At 62.7% G+C, this 15,739-nt stretch carries 14 protein-coding genes; 5 read left to right on the top strand and 9 right to left on the bottom strand.

The genetic code is table 11. From position 1 onward, the window contains the following. The first annotated feature begins 7 nt into the window (after positions 1-7). The 4 genes from yajC to ACYQ2U_RS02780 all read left to right on the top strand — a co-directional run bounded on the left by yajC (position 8) and on the right by ACYQ2U_RS02780 (position 3,991). Complete coding sequence (yajC, locus tag ACYQ2U_RS02765; protein WP_459948801.1) at positions 8-349, top strand: preprotein translocase subunit YajC; 342 nt, start codon at positions 8-10, stop codon at positions 347-349. Positions 350-415: 66 nt separating this feature from the next. Further along, on the top strand, positions 416-2,299 hold the full coding sequence (gene secD, locus ACYQ2U_RS02770) for a protein translocase subunit SecD (protein WP_459948802.1): 1,884 nt from the start codon (positions 416-418) through the stop codon (positions 2,297-2,299). 15 nt (positions 2,300-2,314) lie between these two features. Then, positions 2,315-3,250 carry a protein translocase subunit SecF gene (gene secF, locus ACYQ2U_RS02775; protein WP_459948803.1) on the top strand — a complete coding sequence of 312 codons (936 nt, stop codon included), beginning with the start codon at positions 2,315-2,317 and terminating at the stop codon, positions 3,248-3,250. A gap of 75 nt (positions 3,251-3,325) precedes the next feature. After that, positions 3,326-3,991 (top strand): cytochrome b/b6 domain-containing protein, encoded by a 666-nt coding sequence (locus ACYQ2U_RS02780; protein ID WP_459948804.1) that lies wholly within the window; start codon positions 3,326-3,328, stop codon positions 3,989-3,991. A 60-nt stretch (positions 3,992-4,051) separates the two neighbouring features. Here ACYQ2U_RS02780 and ACYQ2U_RS02785 read toward each other — a convergent pair whose 3' ends face one another. Genes ACYQ2U_RS02785 through purB form a run of 3 tightly spaced genes read right to left on the bottom strand, consistent with a single transcriptional unit; the run spans position 4,052 to position 6,281 of the window. Continuing rightward, entirely contained in the window at positions 4,052-4,519 is a 468-nt protein-coding gene (locus ACYQ2U_RS02785; protein ID WP_459948805.1) for a c-type cytochrome, read from the bottom strand. Positions 4,520-4,558: 39 nt separating this feature from the next. Next, positions 4,559-4,885, bottom strand: coding sequence for a DUF2322 family protein (locus ACYQ2U_RS02790; protein ID WP_459948806.1), 327 nt, complete (start codon positions 4,883-4,885; stop codon positions 4,559-4,561). 31 nt (positions 4,886-4,916) lie between these two features. Continuing rightward, positions 4,917-6,281 (bottom strand): adenylosuccinate lyase, encoded by a 1,365-nt coding sequence (gene purB / locus ACYQ2U_RS02795; RefSeq protein ID WP_459948807.1) that lies wholly within the window; start codon positions 6,279-6,281, stop codon positions 4,917-4,919. Between the two features lie 177 nt (positions 6,282-6,458). Here purB and ACYQ2U_RS02800 point away from each other — a divergent pair, with 177 nt between their 5' ends. Further along, positions 6,459-7,067 carry a glutathione S-transferase N-terminal domain-containing protein gene (locus ACYQ2U_RS02800; RefSeq protein WP_459948808.1) on the top strand — a complete coding sequence of 203 codons (609 nt, stop codon included), beginning with the start codon at positions 6,459-6,461 and terminating at the stop codon, positions 7,065-7,067. Positions 7,068-7,110: 43 nt separating this feature from the next. Here the strand turns inward: ACYQ2U_RS02800 and ACYQ2U_RS02805 are convergent, their stop codons facing one another. The 6 genes from ACYQ2U_RS02805 to ACYQ2U_RS02830 all read right to left on the bottom strand — a co-directional run bounded on the left by ACYQ2U_RS02805 (position 7,111) and on the right by ACYQ2U_RS02830 (position 15,668). Then, complete coding sequence (locus ACYQ2U_RS02805) at positions 7,111-7,737, bottom strand: sensor histidine kinase (protein ID WP_459948809.1); 627 nt, start codon at positions 7,735-7,737, stop codon at positions 7,111-7,113. 15 nt (positions 7,738-7,752) lie between these two features. Continuing rightward, a complete protein-coding gene (locus tag ACYQ2U_RS02810) occupies positions 7,753-9,363 on the bottom strand; it encodes a response regulator (RefSeq protein WP_459948810.1) in 1,611 nt (536 codons plus the stop codon). A 14-nt stretch (positions 9,364-9,377) separates the two neighbouring features. Next, positions 9,378-10,376: a class 1 fructose-bisphosphatase gene (locus ACYQ2U_RS02815; RefSeq protein ID WP_459948811.1), complete on the bottom strand. Its 999-nt coding sequence runs from the start codon at positions 10,374-10,376 to the stop codon at positions 9,378-9,380. A gap of 332 nt (positions 10,377-10,708) precedes the next feature. Continuing rightward, the gene (gene aceA, locus ACYQ2U_RS02820; RefSeq protein WP_459948812.1) at positions 10,709-12,019 is read right to left on the bottom strand and encodes an isocitrate lyase; all 1,311 of its coding nucleotides are present in this window, start codon (positions 12,017-12,019) and stop codon (positions 10,709-10,711) included. 285 nt (positions 12,020-12,304) lie between these two features. Next, the gene (locus ACYQ2U_RS02825) at positions 12,305-13,981 is read right to left on the bottom strand and encodes a PAS domain-containing sensor histidine kinase (protein ID WP_459948813.1); all 1,677 of its coding nucleotides are present in this window, start codon (positions 13,979-13,981) and stop codon (positions 12,305-12,307) included. Continuing rightward, positions 13,962-15,668, bottom strand: coding sequence for a PP2C family protein-serine/threonine phosphatase (locus ACYQ2U_RS02830; protein ID WP_459948814.1), 1,707 nt, complete (start codon positions 15,666-15,668; stop codon positions 13,962-13,964). Before ACYQ2U_RS02830 ends, ACYQ2U_RS02825 begins: the two co-directional genes overlap by 20 nt. Positions 15,669-15,739 lie beyond the last annotated feature (71 nt).

The raw sequence follows: 15,739 nt of genomic DNA on the forward strand, positions 1-15,739 counted from the left end.
CAATAACGTGCTGATTTCCAATGCCTATGCCCAAGCTGCTGGCGCCGCTGCCGATGCCGGTGGTGGTCTGATGAGCTTCCTGCCCATCGTCCTGATGTTCGTGGTCATGTATTTCCTCATGATCCGTCCCCAGATGAAGAAGGCCAAGGAACACCAACGCCTGGTGAGCGAGCTGCAAAAGGGCGACGAAGTGGTGACCCAGGGCGGCATCGCCGGCCGCGTTGCCAAGGTGGGCGAAAACTACCTGGCCGTGGAAGTGGCGGAAGGCAAGGAAGGCCCCGTCGTCATGCAAATCCAGAAAAACGCCGTCGCCGCCCTGCTGCCCAAGGGCACCTTGAAGGGGCTGTAAGCACCTTCAGCCAAGAGCCGGGGAGCGTTCCTCGGCTCTTTTCCTTTCTCCGTCCGACTCCGAAAAATGAATCGCTACCCTCTCTGGAAGAACGCCACGGTGATCATCGCCCTGGTGCTCGGTCTGCTGTACACCCTGCCCAACTTCTTCGGCGAGGCGCCTGCGGTGCAGGTGTCCAGCGTCAAGGCCACCATCAAGGTGGACACCGCCCTGCTCGGCAAGGTGGAGGACGCCCTCAAGGTCGCCGGCATCGCCAACACCGGTCTCCATGCGGATCCCCAGAGCATACGTGTGCGGCTGGCGGACACCGACACCCAACTCAAGGCCAAGGACGTCATCGAAAAGGCCCTGATTCCCGACCCCAACGACGCGGCCTACAGCGTGGCCCTGAACCTGGTGTCCAATTCCCCCAACTGGCTGACCTCCCTCCACGCCCTGCCCATGTACCTGGGCCTGGACTTGCGGGGCGGCGTGCATTTCCTGTTGCAGGTGGACATGAAGGGCGCGCTGACCAAGCGCCTCGACGCCACCGGCGCCGACCTGCGCAGCCTGCTGCGGGACAAGAACGTGCGCCATAGCGGCATCAGCCGCGAGGGCATGAGCCTGGTCATCAAGTTCCGCGATACCGACACCCGGGACAAGGCCAAGGCCGCCATCAACAGCCAGCAGCCCGACCTGGCCCTGGCCGAAGGACAGGATGGCGCCGACTACAAGCTGGTGGCGACGCTCAAGCCCACCGCCGAGAAGACCATCCAGGAATTCGCCCTCAAGCAGAACATCACCACCCTGCACAACCGGATCAACGAACTGGGCGTGGCCGAGCCGGTGATCCAGCAACAGGGCGCCGACCGCATCGTCGTGCAACTGCCCGGCGTGCAGGATACGGCCAAGGCCAAGGACATCCTGGGCCGCACCGCCAGCCTGGAAGTGCGCATGGTGGACGACGAGGCCAGCGCCAATCCGGTGATCATGGAAGCCGCCGCCAAGGGCCAGGTGCCCGCCGGCGACGAATACTACGTGGAGCGGGGCGGTCGTCCCCTGCTGGTGAAGAAGCAGGTGGTGCTCACTGGCGACCGCCTCACCGACGCCCAGCCCGGCTTCGACGGCCAGACCCACGAACCGGCCGTGCATCTGACCCTGGACTCCGCCGGCGCCCGCATCTTCAAGGACGTGACCCGCGAGAACGTGAACAAGCGCATGGCCATCCTGCTCATCGAAAAGGGCAAGGGTGAAGTGGTCACTGCCCCCGTCATTCGCAGCGAAATCGGCGGTGGCCGCGTGCAGATCTCCGGTCGCATGAGCACCCAGGAAGCCAACGACACCGCCCTGTTGCTGCGGGCCGGTTCCCTGGCCGCGCCGATGGACATCGTCGAAGAGCGCACCATCGGCCCCAGCCTGGGCGCCGACAACATCAGCAAGGGTTTCCACTCCACCCTGTGGGGCTTCACCGCCATCGCCACCTTCATGGTGATCTACTACCTGCTGTTCGGTACCGTGTCCGTGCTGGCCCTGTCCGCCAACCTGCTGTTCCTGGTGGCCCTGTTGTCCCTGTTGCAAGCCACCTTGACCCTGCCCGGTATCGCCGCCATCGCCCTGACCCTGGGCATGGCCATCGACGCCAACGTGCTGATCAACGAGCGCATCCGCGAGGAACTGCGCAACGGCAGCACGCCGCAAGCCGCCATCCTGGCCGGTTACGACCGGGCCTGGGCCACCATTCTCGACTCCAACGTGACCACCCTGATCGCCGGCATCGCCCTGCTGATCTTCGGTTCCGGTCCCGTGCGGGGCTTCGCCGTGGTGCACTGCCTGGGCATCATGACTTCCATCTTCAGTTCGGTGGTGGTGTCCCGCGCCATCGTCAACGTCATCTACGGTCGCCGCAAGAAGCTGACCAGCCTGTCCATCGGCCAGGTCTGGAAACCCGGCATCACCACCAGCAACAAGTAATCGGGGAACGCAATCATGGAATTCTTCCGCATCAAAAAAGACATCCCCTTCATGCGCCATGCCCTGGTGTTCAACGTCATCTCGTTGATCACCTTCGTGCTGGCCGTGGTCTTCCTGGTGGTCAAGGGCCTGCACTTCTCCATCGAATTCACCGGCGGCACCCTGATGGAAGTGAGCTACGTTCAGGCGCCCGATCTGGACAAGATCCGCGGCAAGTTGGCCAGCGACGGCTTCACCGACACCCAGGTGCAGAACTTCGGCACTTCCCGCGACGTGCTGATCCGCGTGCCCCTGTCCAAGGACGCCGAGTCCTCCAAGGTGGGTGAGCGGGTCATGGCCTCCCTCAACAGTGCCGATGTCGACAACACGCCGAGCCTGAAGCGGGTGGAGTTCGTCGGTCCCCAGGTAGGCAAGGAACTGGCCTCCGACGGCGCCCTGGCCCTGTTGTTGGTGATCATCGGCATCGTCGTGTACCTGGCCATCCGCTTCGAGTGGCGCTTTGCTGTTTCCGCCATCATCGCCAACCTGCACGACGTGGTGATCATCCTCGGCTTCTTCGCCCTGTTCCAGTGGGAATTTTCCCTGCCGGTATTGGCGGCGGTACTGGCCGTGCTGGGCTACTCGGTGAACGAATCCGTGGTGGTGTTCGACCGGGTGCGGGAAACCTTCCGCAAGAAGCGCGGCCTGTCCACGCCCGACGTGCTCAACCACGCCATCACCAGCACCATCTCCCGCACCATCATCACCCACGGCTGCACCCAGTTGATGGTGACCTCCATGCTGATCTTCGGCGGCGAGGCCCTGCACTATTTCGCCCTGGCCCTGACCATCGGCATCTGCTTCGGCATCTATTCTTCCGTCCTGGTGGCCAGCCCCCTGGTTATGTGGCTGGGGGTGTCCCGCGAGCAATTCATCAAGGCCAAGGTGGAAAAACAGGAAGCCGTCGTTTAACCCGGCCCTAAGCTTGGCATTGTTTAATACGGGCTCGATTTATCGAGCCCGTGTTTTTTTGGAAAGGAATCCGTCATGGCCCGCATCAAGATTTGGGATCTTCCCACCCGTTTATTCCACTGGCTGCTGGTGGCCCTGATTGCCGGCGCCTTCGTCACCGAGAGCCTCGACATCATGGAGTGGCATGGCCGCATCGGCCTGGCCATCCTCGGCTTGCTGGTATTCCGCATCGTCTGGGGCTTCATCGGCTCTACCTACGCCCGCTTCCGTACCTTCGTCCGCGGCCCCCAATCCATCAAGGCCTACCTCAAGGGGGAATGGCATGGCCTTGGCCACAATCCGCTGGGGGCCCTGTCCGTACTGGCCATCCTCACGGTGGTGGGCATCCAGGTGGCCAGCGGCCTGTTTTCCAATGACGACAGCAGCTTTTACGGCCCGCTGGCGGCCTTGGTCAGCGAAAGCCTGAGCCACGGCCTGACGGAATTGCATGAGTCCATGGAGCCGGTGCTGATCGCCCTGGTGGTGGCCCACGTGGCAGCCATCATGTTCTACGCCCACGCCAAGAAGGACAACCTGGTCCGGCCCATGATCACCGGCTGGAAGGAGGCCGAGGGCGAGGCTGCCAAGGGGGGCGGGCTGGTGGCGTTTGTGATTGCGGTGGTGATTGCCGGTGCCGCGGTGTATGTCGCCTCCGGCGCCCTGTTGCCGCCGCCAGCGGTGGTGGCGACCCCGGCTTGGTAAGTCGGCGCGCACCACAAAAAAAGCCACCCGCGGGTGGCTTTTTTTGTGGTCCGGGAGGACTCAGTCCTTCTTGCGGAAGTCGTCGTGACAGGCCTTGCAGGTCTGTCCCAGCTTGCCGTATTGAGCCTTGACGGCTTCCTTGTCGCCCGTGGCGGCGACCTTGGCCAACTCGTTGGCTTCCTTGTTGAAGTTGCCGGCGATTTCGCCCAGCTTCTTGCCGTTGGCGGCCTCGAAGAATTCGGGCTTCACGGCGGTCTCGTGGAAGCCGACACCCTTGTCGGAGCCGGCGGGGTAGAGGGCGCCCATGCCGGAGTTGGCGATGGCGGCGATCACGTTGGCGGCCTTGATCACTTCGTCCTTCTTGAACTCGCCCTTCACCGAGGCATCGATGCGACCCATGTTCCAGGCCATGAAGCGATAGCCCGCTTGGCGGACCTTGATGGCATCCTCGGTCTTCATTTGGGCGAAGGCGGCGGGGGCTGCGATGGCAAAACCGACGGCGACGACGATGGCATGTTTCAGTTTCATGAGAATCTCCCTAGCTGGGTTGATGGAACGACGGTAGGACTATTCGTTACCCGTGGCGAACACGTGCTTGACGCGCAGGGTGGGGCCGCCACCGGCGATGGCGATCAAGCGATCGATATTGGGATGCTTGCCAGGATGGGCCTGGGCATCGACTGTGTGCTCGGCATAAAGTTCAAGCCCCTTGCGGGCGGCCTCGGCCGTGATGGCGCCGTAGATCTGGCTCAGATGGTTGTACACCGTGAGGGAGCCGGCCTGGCCGGGCTTGTTCTCGATCAGCGCGGCTTCGTTACCCTCGCCGTCCAGCAACTGGATAGCGAGGATGTGGGAGGTCTTGGGGAGCTGCTTGAGGTTGTCTGCAAAGGCCATGATGCTGTTCCGTCAATCGTGAAGGGCGTCGTCAAATACGCTTGGCCAGGGCCGCGGCCTTGCCGATGTAGTTGCCGGGGGTCATCGCCAGCAGGCGTTGCTTCTCGGCCTCGGGGATGGTCAGGGTCTTGATGAAGGCGTGCAGGCCCTCCTTGTCGATGCCCTTGCCCCGGGTGAGTTCCTTCAACTGTTCGTAGGGATTTTCGACACCATAGCGCCGCATCACGGTCTGCACCGGTTCGGCCAGCACTTCCCAGCAGGCGTCCAGGTCGGCGGCCAGTTGGGCGGGATTGGCTTCCAGCTTGTTGAGGCCGCGCAGGCAGGATTCGAAAGCCAGCACGGTGTAGCCGAAGGCCACGCCCATGTTGCGCAGTACGGTGGAGTCGGTCAGGTCGCGCTGGAGGCGGGAGATGGGCAGCTTCTCGGCCAGATGCCGCAGAGTGGCGTTGGCCAGACCCAGATTGCCTTCGGAGTTTTCGAAGTCGATGGGATTGACCTTGTGGGGCATGGTGGAGGAACCGATTTCGCCGGCCTTGAGCTTCTGCTTGAAGTAGCCGAGGGAGATGTATTGCCAGATGTCCCGGTTGGCGTCGATCAGGATGGTGTTGGCCCGGGCCATGGCGTCGTAGAGCTCGGCCATGGCGTCGTGGGGTTCGATCTGGATGGTGTAGGGATTGAACTCCAGGCCCAGGGATTCGATGAACTTCTGGTTGAAGGCTTCCCAGTCGAAGTCGGGGTAGGCCGACAGGTGGGCGTTGTAGTTGCCCACGGCGCCGTTGAACTTGGCGGTCAGGGACACGGCGGCGATCTGCTTCTCGGCCCGGATCAGGCGGGCGGCGATGTTGGCCATTTCCTTGCCCAGGGTGGACGGGCTGGCGGGCTGGCCGTGGGTGCGGCAGAGCAGGGGCAGGTCAGCCAGGCCGTGGGCCAGTTCGCGGAACTTGGCGATGATCTTGGTCAGGCCCGGCAACAGGGAAGCTTCGCGACCGTCCCGCAGCATCAGGGCGTGGGACACGTTGTTGATGTCTTCGGAGGTGCAGCCGAAGTGAATGAACTCGGTGACCCGCATCACTTCGGTGTTGTTGGCCAGGCGTTCCTTGAGCCAGTACTCCATCGCCTTCACGTCATGGTTGGTGCGCTGTTCGATGGTCTTGATGGCGGCGGCGTCTTCCACGGAGAAGGCGGCGATCACGCCATCCAGCTCGGCCACGGTGGTGGCGGAGAAGGGCTGGATCTCGGCCAGCTCGGGAGCGGCGGCAAGGGCCTTGAGCCATTCGATTTCCACCTTGACCCGGTTGCGGATCAGGCCGAATTCGGAAAAGTGGGCGCGGAGGGACTCCACCTTGTCGGCATATCGGCCGTCGAGGGGAGACAAAGCGGTAAGGGCAAAGGACATGGCGGGGAACCGTGGGAAGTCGCTGAAAAACGGGCCGAATTTTAACATGGGCACGCGCGGTCCCAGCCCTGGCGGGGCCGCCGATGGTGGCAGGGGGCGGGTGTTATACTGCACTGCAACCAGTGGTCCCGCATGCGGGGCGGGGTTGCACCCCAGCATTCTCCACAGCACAACAATATGAAGCTTCTTGGTTCCCTGACCAGCCCCTATACCCGCAAGGTCCGCGTTGTCCTGGCGGAAAAAAAGATCGACTGCGATTTTCAGGTCGTGGTCGCCGCCGATCCCGAAGGACCGGTGATCAGCTACAACCCCCTGGCCCGCGTGCCGGTCCTGGTGCTTGACGACAATACCGCCCTGTTTGATTCCCCTGTCATTGTCGAATACCTGGATAACGCCGCACCCAACAACAAGCTGCTGCCCCAGCCCAGCCGCGAGCGCATCGAAGTCAAGCAGAAGGAAGCCTTGGCCGACGGCCTGATGGACGCCGCAGTGGCGATCCGTTTGGAAACCATGCGCAGCAAGAAAGAGCAGAGCGCCGCCTGGATCGAGCGTAACCGGGCGGTGGTGCAGCGCAGCCTGGCGCGGATTGCCGCCGAACTGGGGGAGAATCCCTGGAGCACCGGCACCCATTTCGGCTTGGCCGACATCGCCACCGGCTGTGCCCTGGGTTATCTGGATTTGCGCTTTGCCGAGATCGATTGGCGCGGCGAATTTCCCAACCTCGCCCGGCTGCATGAAAAACTGATGCAGCGCCCGTCCTTTGCCGAGACGGTACCGACGGCCTAGACCGCCCTGGCGATCGGGCTTGCCGGCCGCGAACGAAGGCAGACTAAGGCAGTAGCAAGGAGAACAACGCCCCGCCCTGCGGGGCGTTTTGCATTTCGATGCGGCCCGTCTTGCCGCTCGGCGTCCGGTGATGCTCGGCGATGATGCGGGCGAAGGAGAGGCCGAGACCGCTGCCTGCCGCATCCATGGCCTTGACCAGGTTGTTTTCGGCGAAGCCCGGACCATCGTCCGCGACGACGAAACGCAAGCCGCCCTCGGCATCTTTTTCGATGCGTAGCGCGATGGTTTGTTTGGCGTGGCGCAGGGCGTTGCGCAGGGCATCGAACAACACCAGCTTGACCTGATAGGCGTCGAAGGCCCAGACCGGCACGGGGCTGCTGTCCGGCCATTGGATCGTCACCGTCGTGTCCGGCGGCGACAGCCACTCGCTTTTCATGTCATCGAGGAAGTCCAGCAGGTCGTGATCGGCGATGGCCAGCCGCAGGATGCCGCGATCTTCCCGGTATAGGGCCAGGAGTTCCACCAACTGGGCATTGATGCGCTCCACCTGGCGTTGGGCCTGTTCCAGGGCCGGCGCCGAGACCGAGCTGCGGGCCTGGTCCAGCCAGGCCATCAGGGCGTTCAAGCCATTCTTGGCGTCGTGCAGGGTGGCGGCGATGAGGTCGTCCATGGGGCGCTTCCTTCTTCAGGGCGCCGGGCTGTCCGGCGGGGCGAGCTTGCGGTAGAGGCCTTCCACTTCCGGCAGGCGCGGATGGTCGGGGTTGGCGTGACGGGCTTGGCGAATGTAACGGCTGGCCCGTTCCAGGACTTCCGTGTTCATGCCGTTGCGATGAATGTGCATGAGCAGGGCCAGGGCCGCGTTGATGGCGACCTGGGAATTGTTGCGCAGGCGGTCGGCGGCCTCGTTGAGCATGGCCATGGCCCGCTCCAGCTCGCCGGCCTTGGCCAGGGTGACCGCTTCGTTGTTGAGCTTGACCATGCGACGACGGGTGTCGTCCAGCAACTCGCTGCCTTCTTCCTCGAGACCCGCCTCGACGAACACCTTGCGCGCCGCTTGCAGCACCTGCTCGTTTTCCTGGTGGTCCTCGGCGATGTTGCGGATGATGTTCTTGGCATTCTCTTCTTCGCCCGCGGCGAAACAGGCGTGGGCGATCTCCAGTTGCGTCTTGGCATCCAGGGCGTTGCCCTGCTGGGAATCCATGGCTTTTTTCAGGGCCGCCTTGGCTGCTTCCTTGTTGCCGGCCTTGATGTGCACCTGGCTTTCCAGGGCGGCCTGGCGGGCCTCCAGCTCGGGACTGCGGGTGAAGTGCTGCCCCATGTCCTTCACGGCGGCCAGGGCTTCCTGGTTCTTGCCTTGTTCCGAATAGCTCTTCGCCAGGCCGGCGTAGTCGTCATGGCTTTTGAAAAAGCCCGTGCGATCCTTTTCCACCACTTGCTTGAAAGCGGTTTCGGCCCGGGTGAAGTCTTTGTTTTCCAGGGCCAGCGCGCCCAGCCGGCGATGGCGTTGGGTGGTGGGGGCGACCGCCAATGACTTTTCTACGATTTCCTGGGCGGCGGCGGGCTCGGTTTTTTCCAGCAGTTCCGCCAGGGAGTCGTAGGCCGCCAGGTAGTTGGGATAGGCCTCCAGGGCCCGCGCCAGGTGTTCCTTGGCCGCTTCTTCGTTGCCGTCGGCTGCCAGCATGCGGGCCTTGCCCACCTCGGCCCAAGGGGTGGACCGTTGGGCCAAGACGCTTTCGTACAGGGCCAGGGCCTCGTCGCGACGACCCAGGGCAACCAGCAGCTCCCCCTTTTGTCGCAGGATGTCGAAGCTGTAGCGGCTATTCCCCGCCAGCAATTCGTCGCAGGCGGCGAGGGCCTGCAATGGGTCGCCCTTTTCCCCCAGGTGCCGGTACAGGGGCGTCAGGGCTTCCTTTTTTTCCAGGATGCGGGACAGGCGGCTGCGCAGCAGTTCGGAGGTGAAGGGCTTGAGCAGGTAATCGTCGGGCGAGTACTCGGCCGCGGTGGCGACCTGTTCATAGCCGGTTTCGCCGGTGATCATGAGGAAGGCGGAAGTCAGCGGCAGCAGATGGCGGCGACGCAACAGCTCGAGCAGTTGCTGGCCGTCGGCCCCCTGGCCCAGGTTGTAGTCGCAGACCACCAGGTCGTATTGCTTGAGACTGAGCTTGTCCACGGCCTCCTTGATGTTGCGCGCCTGGTCGCACTTCTCCAGGCCGCCATCGGCCAGTTGGATGCGCACGCTGGAGCGCATTTCCGGCATGTCGTCGATCAGCAGCCCGGTCTTGTTGCTCAAGTCCATCTTCGCTTCGATCCTCAGCCTTGGTGGTACGCGGTGACGCGTTCCACCTCGTTACGCGATCCCAGCACCACCGCCACACGCTGGTGAAGGTTGCCGGGGGCGATGTCCAGAATGGTCCGGCGGCCATCCGTCGCCGCGCCGCCCGCCTGCTCCACCAGCAGTGCCATGGGGTTGGCCTCGTACAGCAGGCGCAGCTTGCCCGCCTTGCCAGCATCCTTGCTGTCCTTGGGGTAGAGGAACACGCCGCCGCGACTCAGGATGCGGTGCACGTCCGCCACCATGGAGCCCACCCAGCGCATGTTGAAATCCTTGCCCCGGGGGCCTTCCTTGCCGGCTTGAAGCTCGGCGATGTAGCGCTGTACCGGCGCCTCCCAGTATCGCGCGTTGGAGGCATTGATGGCGTATTCCTGCGTGTCTTCGGGAATGCGCAGATTCTCCTGGGTCAGGTGGAAGGTGCCGCTTTCCCGATCCAGGGTGAATGCATGGACGCCCTGGCCCAGGGTGAGCACCAGCAGGGTGGCGGGGCCATAGACGGCGTAGCCGGCGCACACCTGTTTTCGTCCTGCCTGGAGGAAGGCTTTTTCATCGGGTTCGACGCCGGCGGGACAGCGCAATACGGAAAAGATGGTGCCGATGGAGACATTGACGTCGATATTCGAGGAACCGTCGAGGGGATCGAACAGCAGCAGGTATTCGCCCTTGGGATAACGGTGGGGAATGGGGTGGGGATGTTCCATTTCCTCAGAGGCCATGGCGGCGAGATGGCCGCCCCATTCGTTGGCCTCCAGCAAAACGTCGTTGGCAAGAACGTCCAGCTTTTTCTGCACCTCGCCCTGCACGTTGTCGGAGCCCGCCGAGCCCAGCACGTCGGCCAAGGCCCCCTTGTTGACGGCAACGGCGATGGCGGTGCAAGCCTTGGCCACCACTTCGACCAGCAAGCGCAGGTCGGCGCAAATAAGCTGTTGGTCCCGTTGGGCCTCGATCAGGAAGCGGGAGAGGGTGATATTACGCATGGATATTCGGGGTGTTTTTGTGGCCGCCATTATATCGGGGCAACTTCGCCGAATCGGCCTTGAATGGCAGGGAATGGCGCCCTTTTCCACGGCTTGTGGCCGGTATCGGTGCCGGCCCCCACGCCTTGTTGGCTAACTTCCCCTGGCAAGCGGCGGCTGGGATTGGTTTGTGCCTTAAATAGCACGCACGTGGGCGCCTCAAGCTGTGCCCCGGCTGAATTGGGTACCGGACCCGCCACGGTGCGGTTGGCGGGTTACCAATAAAAACGCCGCAGCGGCGGACCGCTGCGGCGTAAAGGGCGACAGCCGCATGGGCTGCCGCTCAACGCTGATTAGTGGAACTGTTCTTCTTCGGTGGAACCGGTCAGGGCCTTCACGGAGGAAGAGCCGCCCTGGATCACGGTGGTCACGTCGTCGAAGTAGCCAGCCCCCACTTCCTGTTGGTGGGAGACGAAGGTGTAGCCTTGTTCGCGGGCGGCGAATTCGGGCTCCTGCACCATTTCGGTGTAGTGCTTCATGCCTTCGCCGCGGGCGTAAGCGTGGGCGAACTTGAAGGTGTTGTACCAGTTGATGTGGATGCCGGCCAGGGTGATGAATTGGTACTTGTAACCCAGGGCAGACAGCTCGTCCTGGAACTTGGCGATGGTCTTGTCGTCCAGGTTCTTCTTCCAGTTGAAGGAAGGCGAGCAGTTGTAGGACAGCAGCTTGCCGGGGCAGGCGGCATGCACGGCCTGGGCGAATTCGCGGGCGAAGCCCAGGTCGGGGGTGCCGGTTTCACACCACACCAGGTCGGCGTAGGGCGCGTAGGAGACGCCGCGGGAGATGGCTTGTTCCAGGCCGTTCTTGACGCGGTAGAAGCCTTCCTGGGTGCGCTCGCCGATGCAGAAGGGCTTGTCGCGGCTGTCGTGGTCGGAAGTCAGCAGGTTGGCGGCTTCGGCATCGGTCCGGGCCAGGATCAGGGTGGGCACGCCCATCACGTCGGCGGCGAAGCGGGCGGAGATCAGCTTTTCGATGGCTTCCTGGGTGGGCACGAGCACCTTGCCGCCCATGTGGCCGCACTTCTTCACGGCAGCCAGCTGGTCTTCGAAGTGCACACCGGCGGCGCCGGCGGCGATCATGTTCTTCATCAGTTCGAAGGCGTTGAGCACGCCGCCGAAACCGGCTTCAGCGTCGGCCACGATGGGCAGGAAGTAGTCGATGAACTCCTTGGAGCCGGGCTCGATACCACGGGACCATTGGATTTCGTCGGCACGCTTGAAGGTGTTGTTGATGCGGCGAACCATGGTGGGGACGGAGTCGTAGGCGTACAGGGACTGGTCGGGATACATGGTTTCGGAGGTGTTGCCGTCGGCGGCAACCTGCCAGCCGGACAGATACACGGCTTCCAGGCCGGCCTTGGCTTGCTGCATGGCCTGACCGGCGGTGATGGCGCCGAAGGCGTTCACGTAGCCCTTCTTGGCACCACCGTTGACCTTGGCCCACAGGCCTTCGGCGCCGCGCTTGGCCAGGGTGTATTCGATTTGTTGGGAACCGCGCAGGCGCACCACGTCCTCGGCGCTATAGCCGCGCTTGACACCCTTCCAGCGGGGGTTTTCTGCCCAATCCTTCTTCAGGGCTTCGATCTGTTGTTGGCGTGTGCTCATGGTGAACTCCTTGTTGAAAGGCTGACGAGGGGAAGGAAACTTCTTATTCCGGGGCCACTTCCATGGTGGCAGCGGGTGATGAAAGTATAGAGACAATTCTTATGTCTTATATAAGACATAAGAATTAATTTTTTTGTTCATTAACAATGGGATAAGAATTCCATTTTGCAATGCAAAATGGAATTCTTATCGTGAAATGATTTTGGTGGGGGAACGGATTGGAATGGAAGGCCCGGTCAGCGGCGTTGGCCGGGAAAGATGGACTGACGGAAAGGGAGGCGCCGCTTACTCAGGAGCGTGCCGGGGCAGCCAGAGCGTGAACGTACTGCCTTCTCCCGGCGTGCTGTTCACTTCCAGGTGGCCGCCCATCAAGTCGACGAAACGGCGGGAAATGTTCAGGCCGATGCCGACGCCAGGGGCTTGGCTGGTGTCGCCGAAGCGCATGAAAGGTTCGTAGAGGCGCAGCAAGGCCTCCTGATCCATGCCGCAGCCCGTGTCACTGATGGAAACGCCGGCGTGGGTGGGGTTGTCGAGGGACACCACGGCGACGGTGCCGCCACTGCGGTTGTACTTGATGGCATTGGACAGCAGGTTGATGAGCACCTGCTTGAGCCGGATCCTGTCCGCCCGCACCCACAGGGGTGTCGGTGGGCTGACCCAGCTAATGAGGATGTTCCGTTGTTGGGCAATGGGGGTCACCAGGAGTAGGGATTCGTCGATGACGGGGCCGATGTCCAGGGGCACCAGTTGCAGTTCAAGACGACCGGATTCGACCCGGGCCAAATCGAGCACTTCGTCGATCAGTTCCAGCAGATGCCAGGCGGCCTTGAGGATTTGCTCGATATTCTCCCGGTGGGACGGCGGCGGGATATCGACCGGGTCGGTCTCCATCAACTGGCTGAAGCCGATGATGGCATTGAGGGGGGTGCGCAATTCATGGCTCATGCGCGACAGGAATTCCGTTTTGGCGCTATTGGCCTTTTCCGCTTCTTCCTTGGCGATCTTGAGGGCTTCGAGGGCGCTGAGACGCTTGCGCTCAAGGCGGATGCTTTCAATCATGTTGGCGCAGGCCACGGTCATCGGAGACAGCAGGTCAGCCAGGGATTCGTCATAGCCGCCAGGTCGGTTGGCCAGGGCAAGCAAGCCCAGGGTGCCGTTGTTGCGGGTGAAAGGCAGGCCGAGCAGATGCTGCAAGGGCGGATGCTTGCCCGGGAGACGATCATCGGCGGCGTCCCGCTCGTTCATGATGACCGTGCTGCCCGAGGTAATCACGCTACGGAAGAGCGGATGGGTGCCGCAGTCGTCCATGTTCTCCGGCATGTGGTGGTGGTAGACCGGCTCGCCGCAGGGGCCCTGGGTCAGGGAGCTGACCGCGAAAAGATTGAGCGCGATCGCCTGGTCGGCGTTGGGGAAGGCCTCGCCGATCAGGCCGAAGGGGCTGTCGGTCAGTTGCAGCACTTGATCCAGCAGGTCGGAAAAGACCCGGGACGGCTTGCTTTCAAAAAGAATCTCGGACTGGGCGCGGGACATGGCCGCAAGCAACTGCTCGGTGCGCATCTGGCGGGTAATGTCGGTACGCACCGAGATGTACTGGTAAATGTTGCCGGCGCTGTCCAGGAAGGGCACGATCGTGGATGCCACCCAGTAGAGCCGACCGGTCTTGCTGCGATTGCAGATGGTGCCTTGCCAGATGCGGTTGGCACGGATGGTCTGCCATAGGTCGTGGAAAAATTCGCGGGAATGTTGGCCAGAGCGCAGGATGCGATGGTCGGCACCGATCAGTTCGTCACGGCGGTAGCCTGAAACCTCGCAGAACTTGTCATTGACGTAGATGATCGTCCCATCGACGTTGGCGATGCTGACAATGGCGTGGCTATCCAGGGCCAAGCGCAAATAGGAGGCCTCGGCACCGAGGTCCGCCGTCGGGATGACGGTGGTGGTGTCAGGGGAATTCGACGGCAACGACGTTCCCCTGTTCGTTGAATACGGGCTGACTGCCCGTCAGTCGCTGGATACGGGCCAGGCCGCCTTGGATGGTCTGCACCCGTTGAGTGTTGAAGCCGTCACCGCTGTCGCCGACGGTGAGTCGCCAGCGGGCGTGAGTGATGGCTTGGCTGGCAGCCAGGGTCTCCACATCAATGACGACGTAGCCTTGGTCCAAGTCGGCCAAGCGTTGACGCCTCTCAGTGCGCCAGGTTTGCCAACTTTCCTCACTGCTACAAGCGGGGGCGCGGCTGTCGAGCTTGAGCAGACCATAGTCGACGGCGTTGGCCAGGAGTTCCTTCATGCTGAAGAAAATCGGTCGAATCAGGCTGGGCGGGATGAGCCGGGAGTTACTCAGCATTTGCACCAGGTTAGCCACTAGATTGGGGTTGCGCACGTGGTCGGGGCCGAGCCGCAAGCTGAAGGCGCCGGGTTCTGCCTGTTCAGGCGGGCTGCTGAGTGCCGGGGCGTAGCCCACCAATTGCGCAGCCGGCCATTCGGGAATGGTCAGCACCGCGATGGAAACGTCGTCCTCCGCCTCGCGCCCGGCCCGGTGGCGTTCGTAGGCCGCCAGTACCGCGCCCATGCGGCTTTCCGCCGCATGGGCGGAGTTGACCGCGGCAAGCACGCCGTCGATGCCGAAGGGATTGTTGTTCTCGGTGCCGGATTCGGTCAGTCCGTCGGAGCAGAGCAGGACTTGCTGGCCGGGGCAGACGAAATTCATTTCCGGCTGGTATTCCTCCTGTTCGAGCAGTTGCAGGCCGAAGGGCAGGTAATTGGAGCGGAATTCACGGCGCAGGCTGCCGTCGGCATTGAGCAGGTAGGCGGACGGCATGCCGGCATTGAGCACTTCCAGCAGGCCCCGGGCCGGATCGGCCCTGAGCAATTGGGCGGCGACGAAATGCTGGGTGGGCAGCAATTCATGGAGACGCTGGTTCATTTCCCGGGCGATGTGAGCGAGGGGGTGGCCCCGTTCGCTCAAGGTATAGAAATGGCTGATCAGGGGCAGCACTGTGGCGGCGGCGTCCAGGCCATGGCCGGCTGCGTCGGCCAACAACAGGTAGATGCTGCCATCGGGGCCTTCGGCGGCACCGACCAAGTCGCCGCTGAAGGCATCGCAGGGCAGTACGCGAAATTGGATATGGCGCAGGGGCATGTTCTCCAGCCGCATCAAACGGCTGAAGATCTTCACCGAGGTCTGTTTTTGGTGTTCGCTACTGGCATGGGCCTGGGCCAATGCACTGTTCTTGGTCTCCAGGTCGCGCTGGAGCAGGGCGATGCGCTGCATGGCGGCGATTTTGGATTCCAGCAGGGCCAGGTCCACCGGCTTGACCAAGTAGTCGTCACCACCGGATGCCATGCCCTTGACCATGTCCGGCGTGCGCCCCACGGCGGAGAGAAAGATCAGGGGAATCCAGCGGCTGCCCGAACCGCCGCCGGCACGGATGCGGCGGGTGGTTTCGAATCCGTCCCAACCGGGCATCATCACGTCCATCAGCACCAGGTCGGGCTGCATGCGCTCAAACAGGGATAGCGCTTCCTCTCCATTGTGGGCAAGGATGACCTGGTGGCCCTTGCGGCTTAGGGCCTTGTCGAGAAAAAGCAGATTGGCTTCTTCGTCATCGACGACAAGAATCCTGAGGCGTGAGGCTTGGGGGCCGAGCATGGGGTCTCCTGACAGGCGGACAGCATAAGGGGGCCGAAGCCCCCTTATGCTGACATCAAACTGTCACCCCT

Source organism: Denitratisoma sp. agr-D3 (assembly GCF_054658675.1).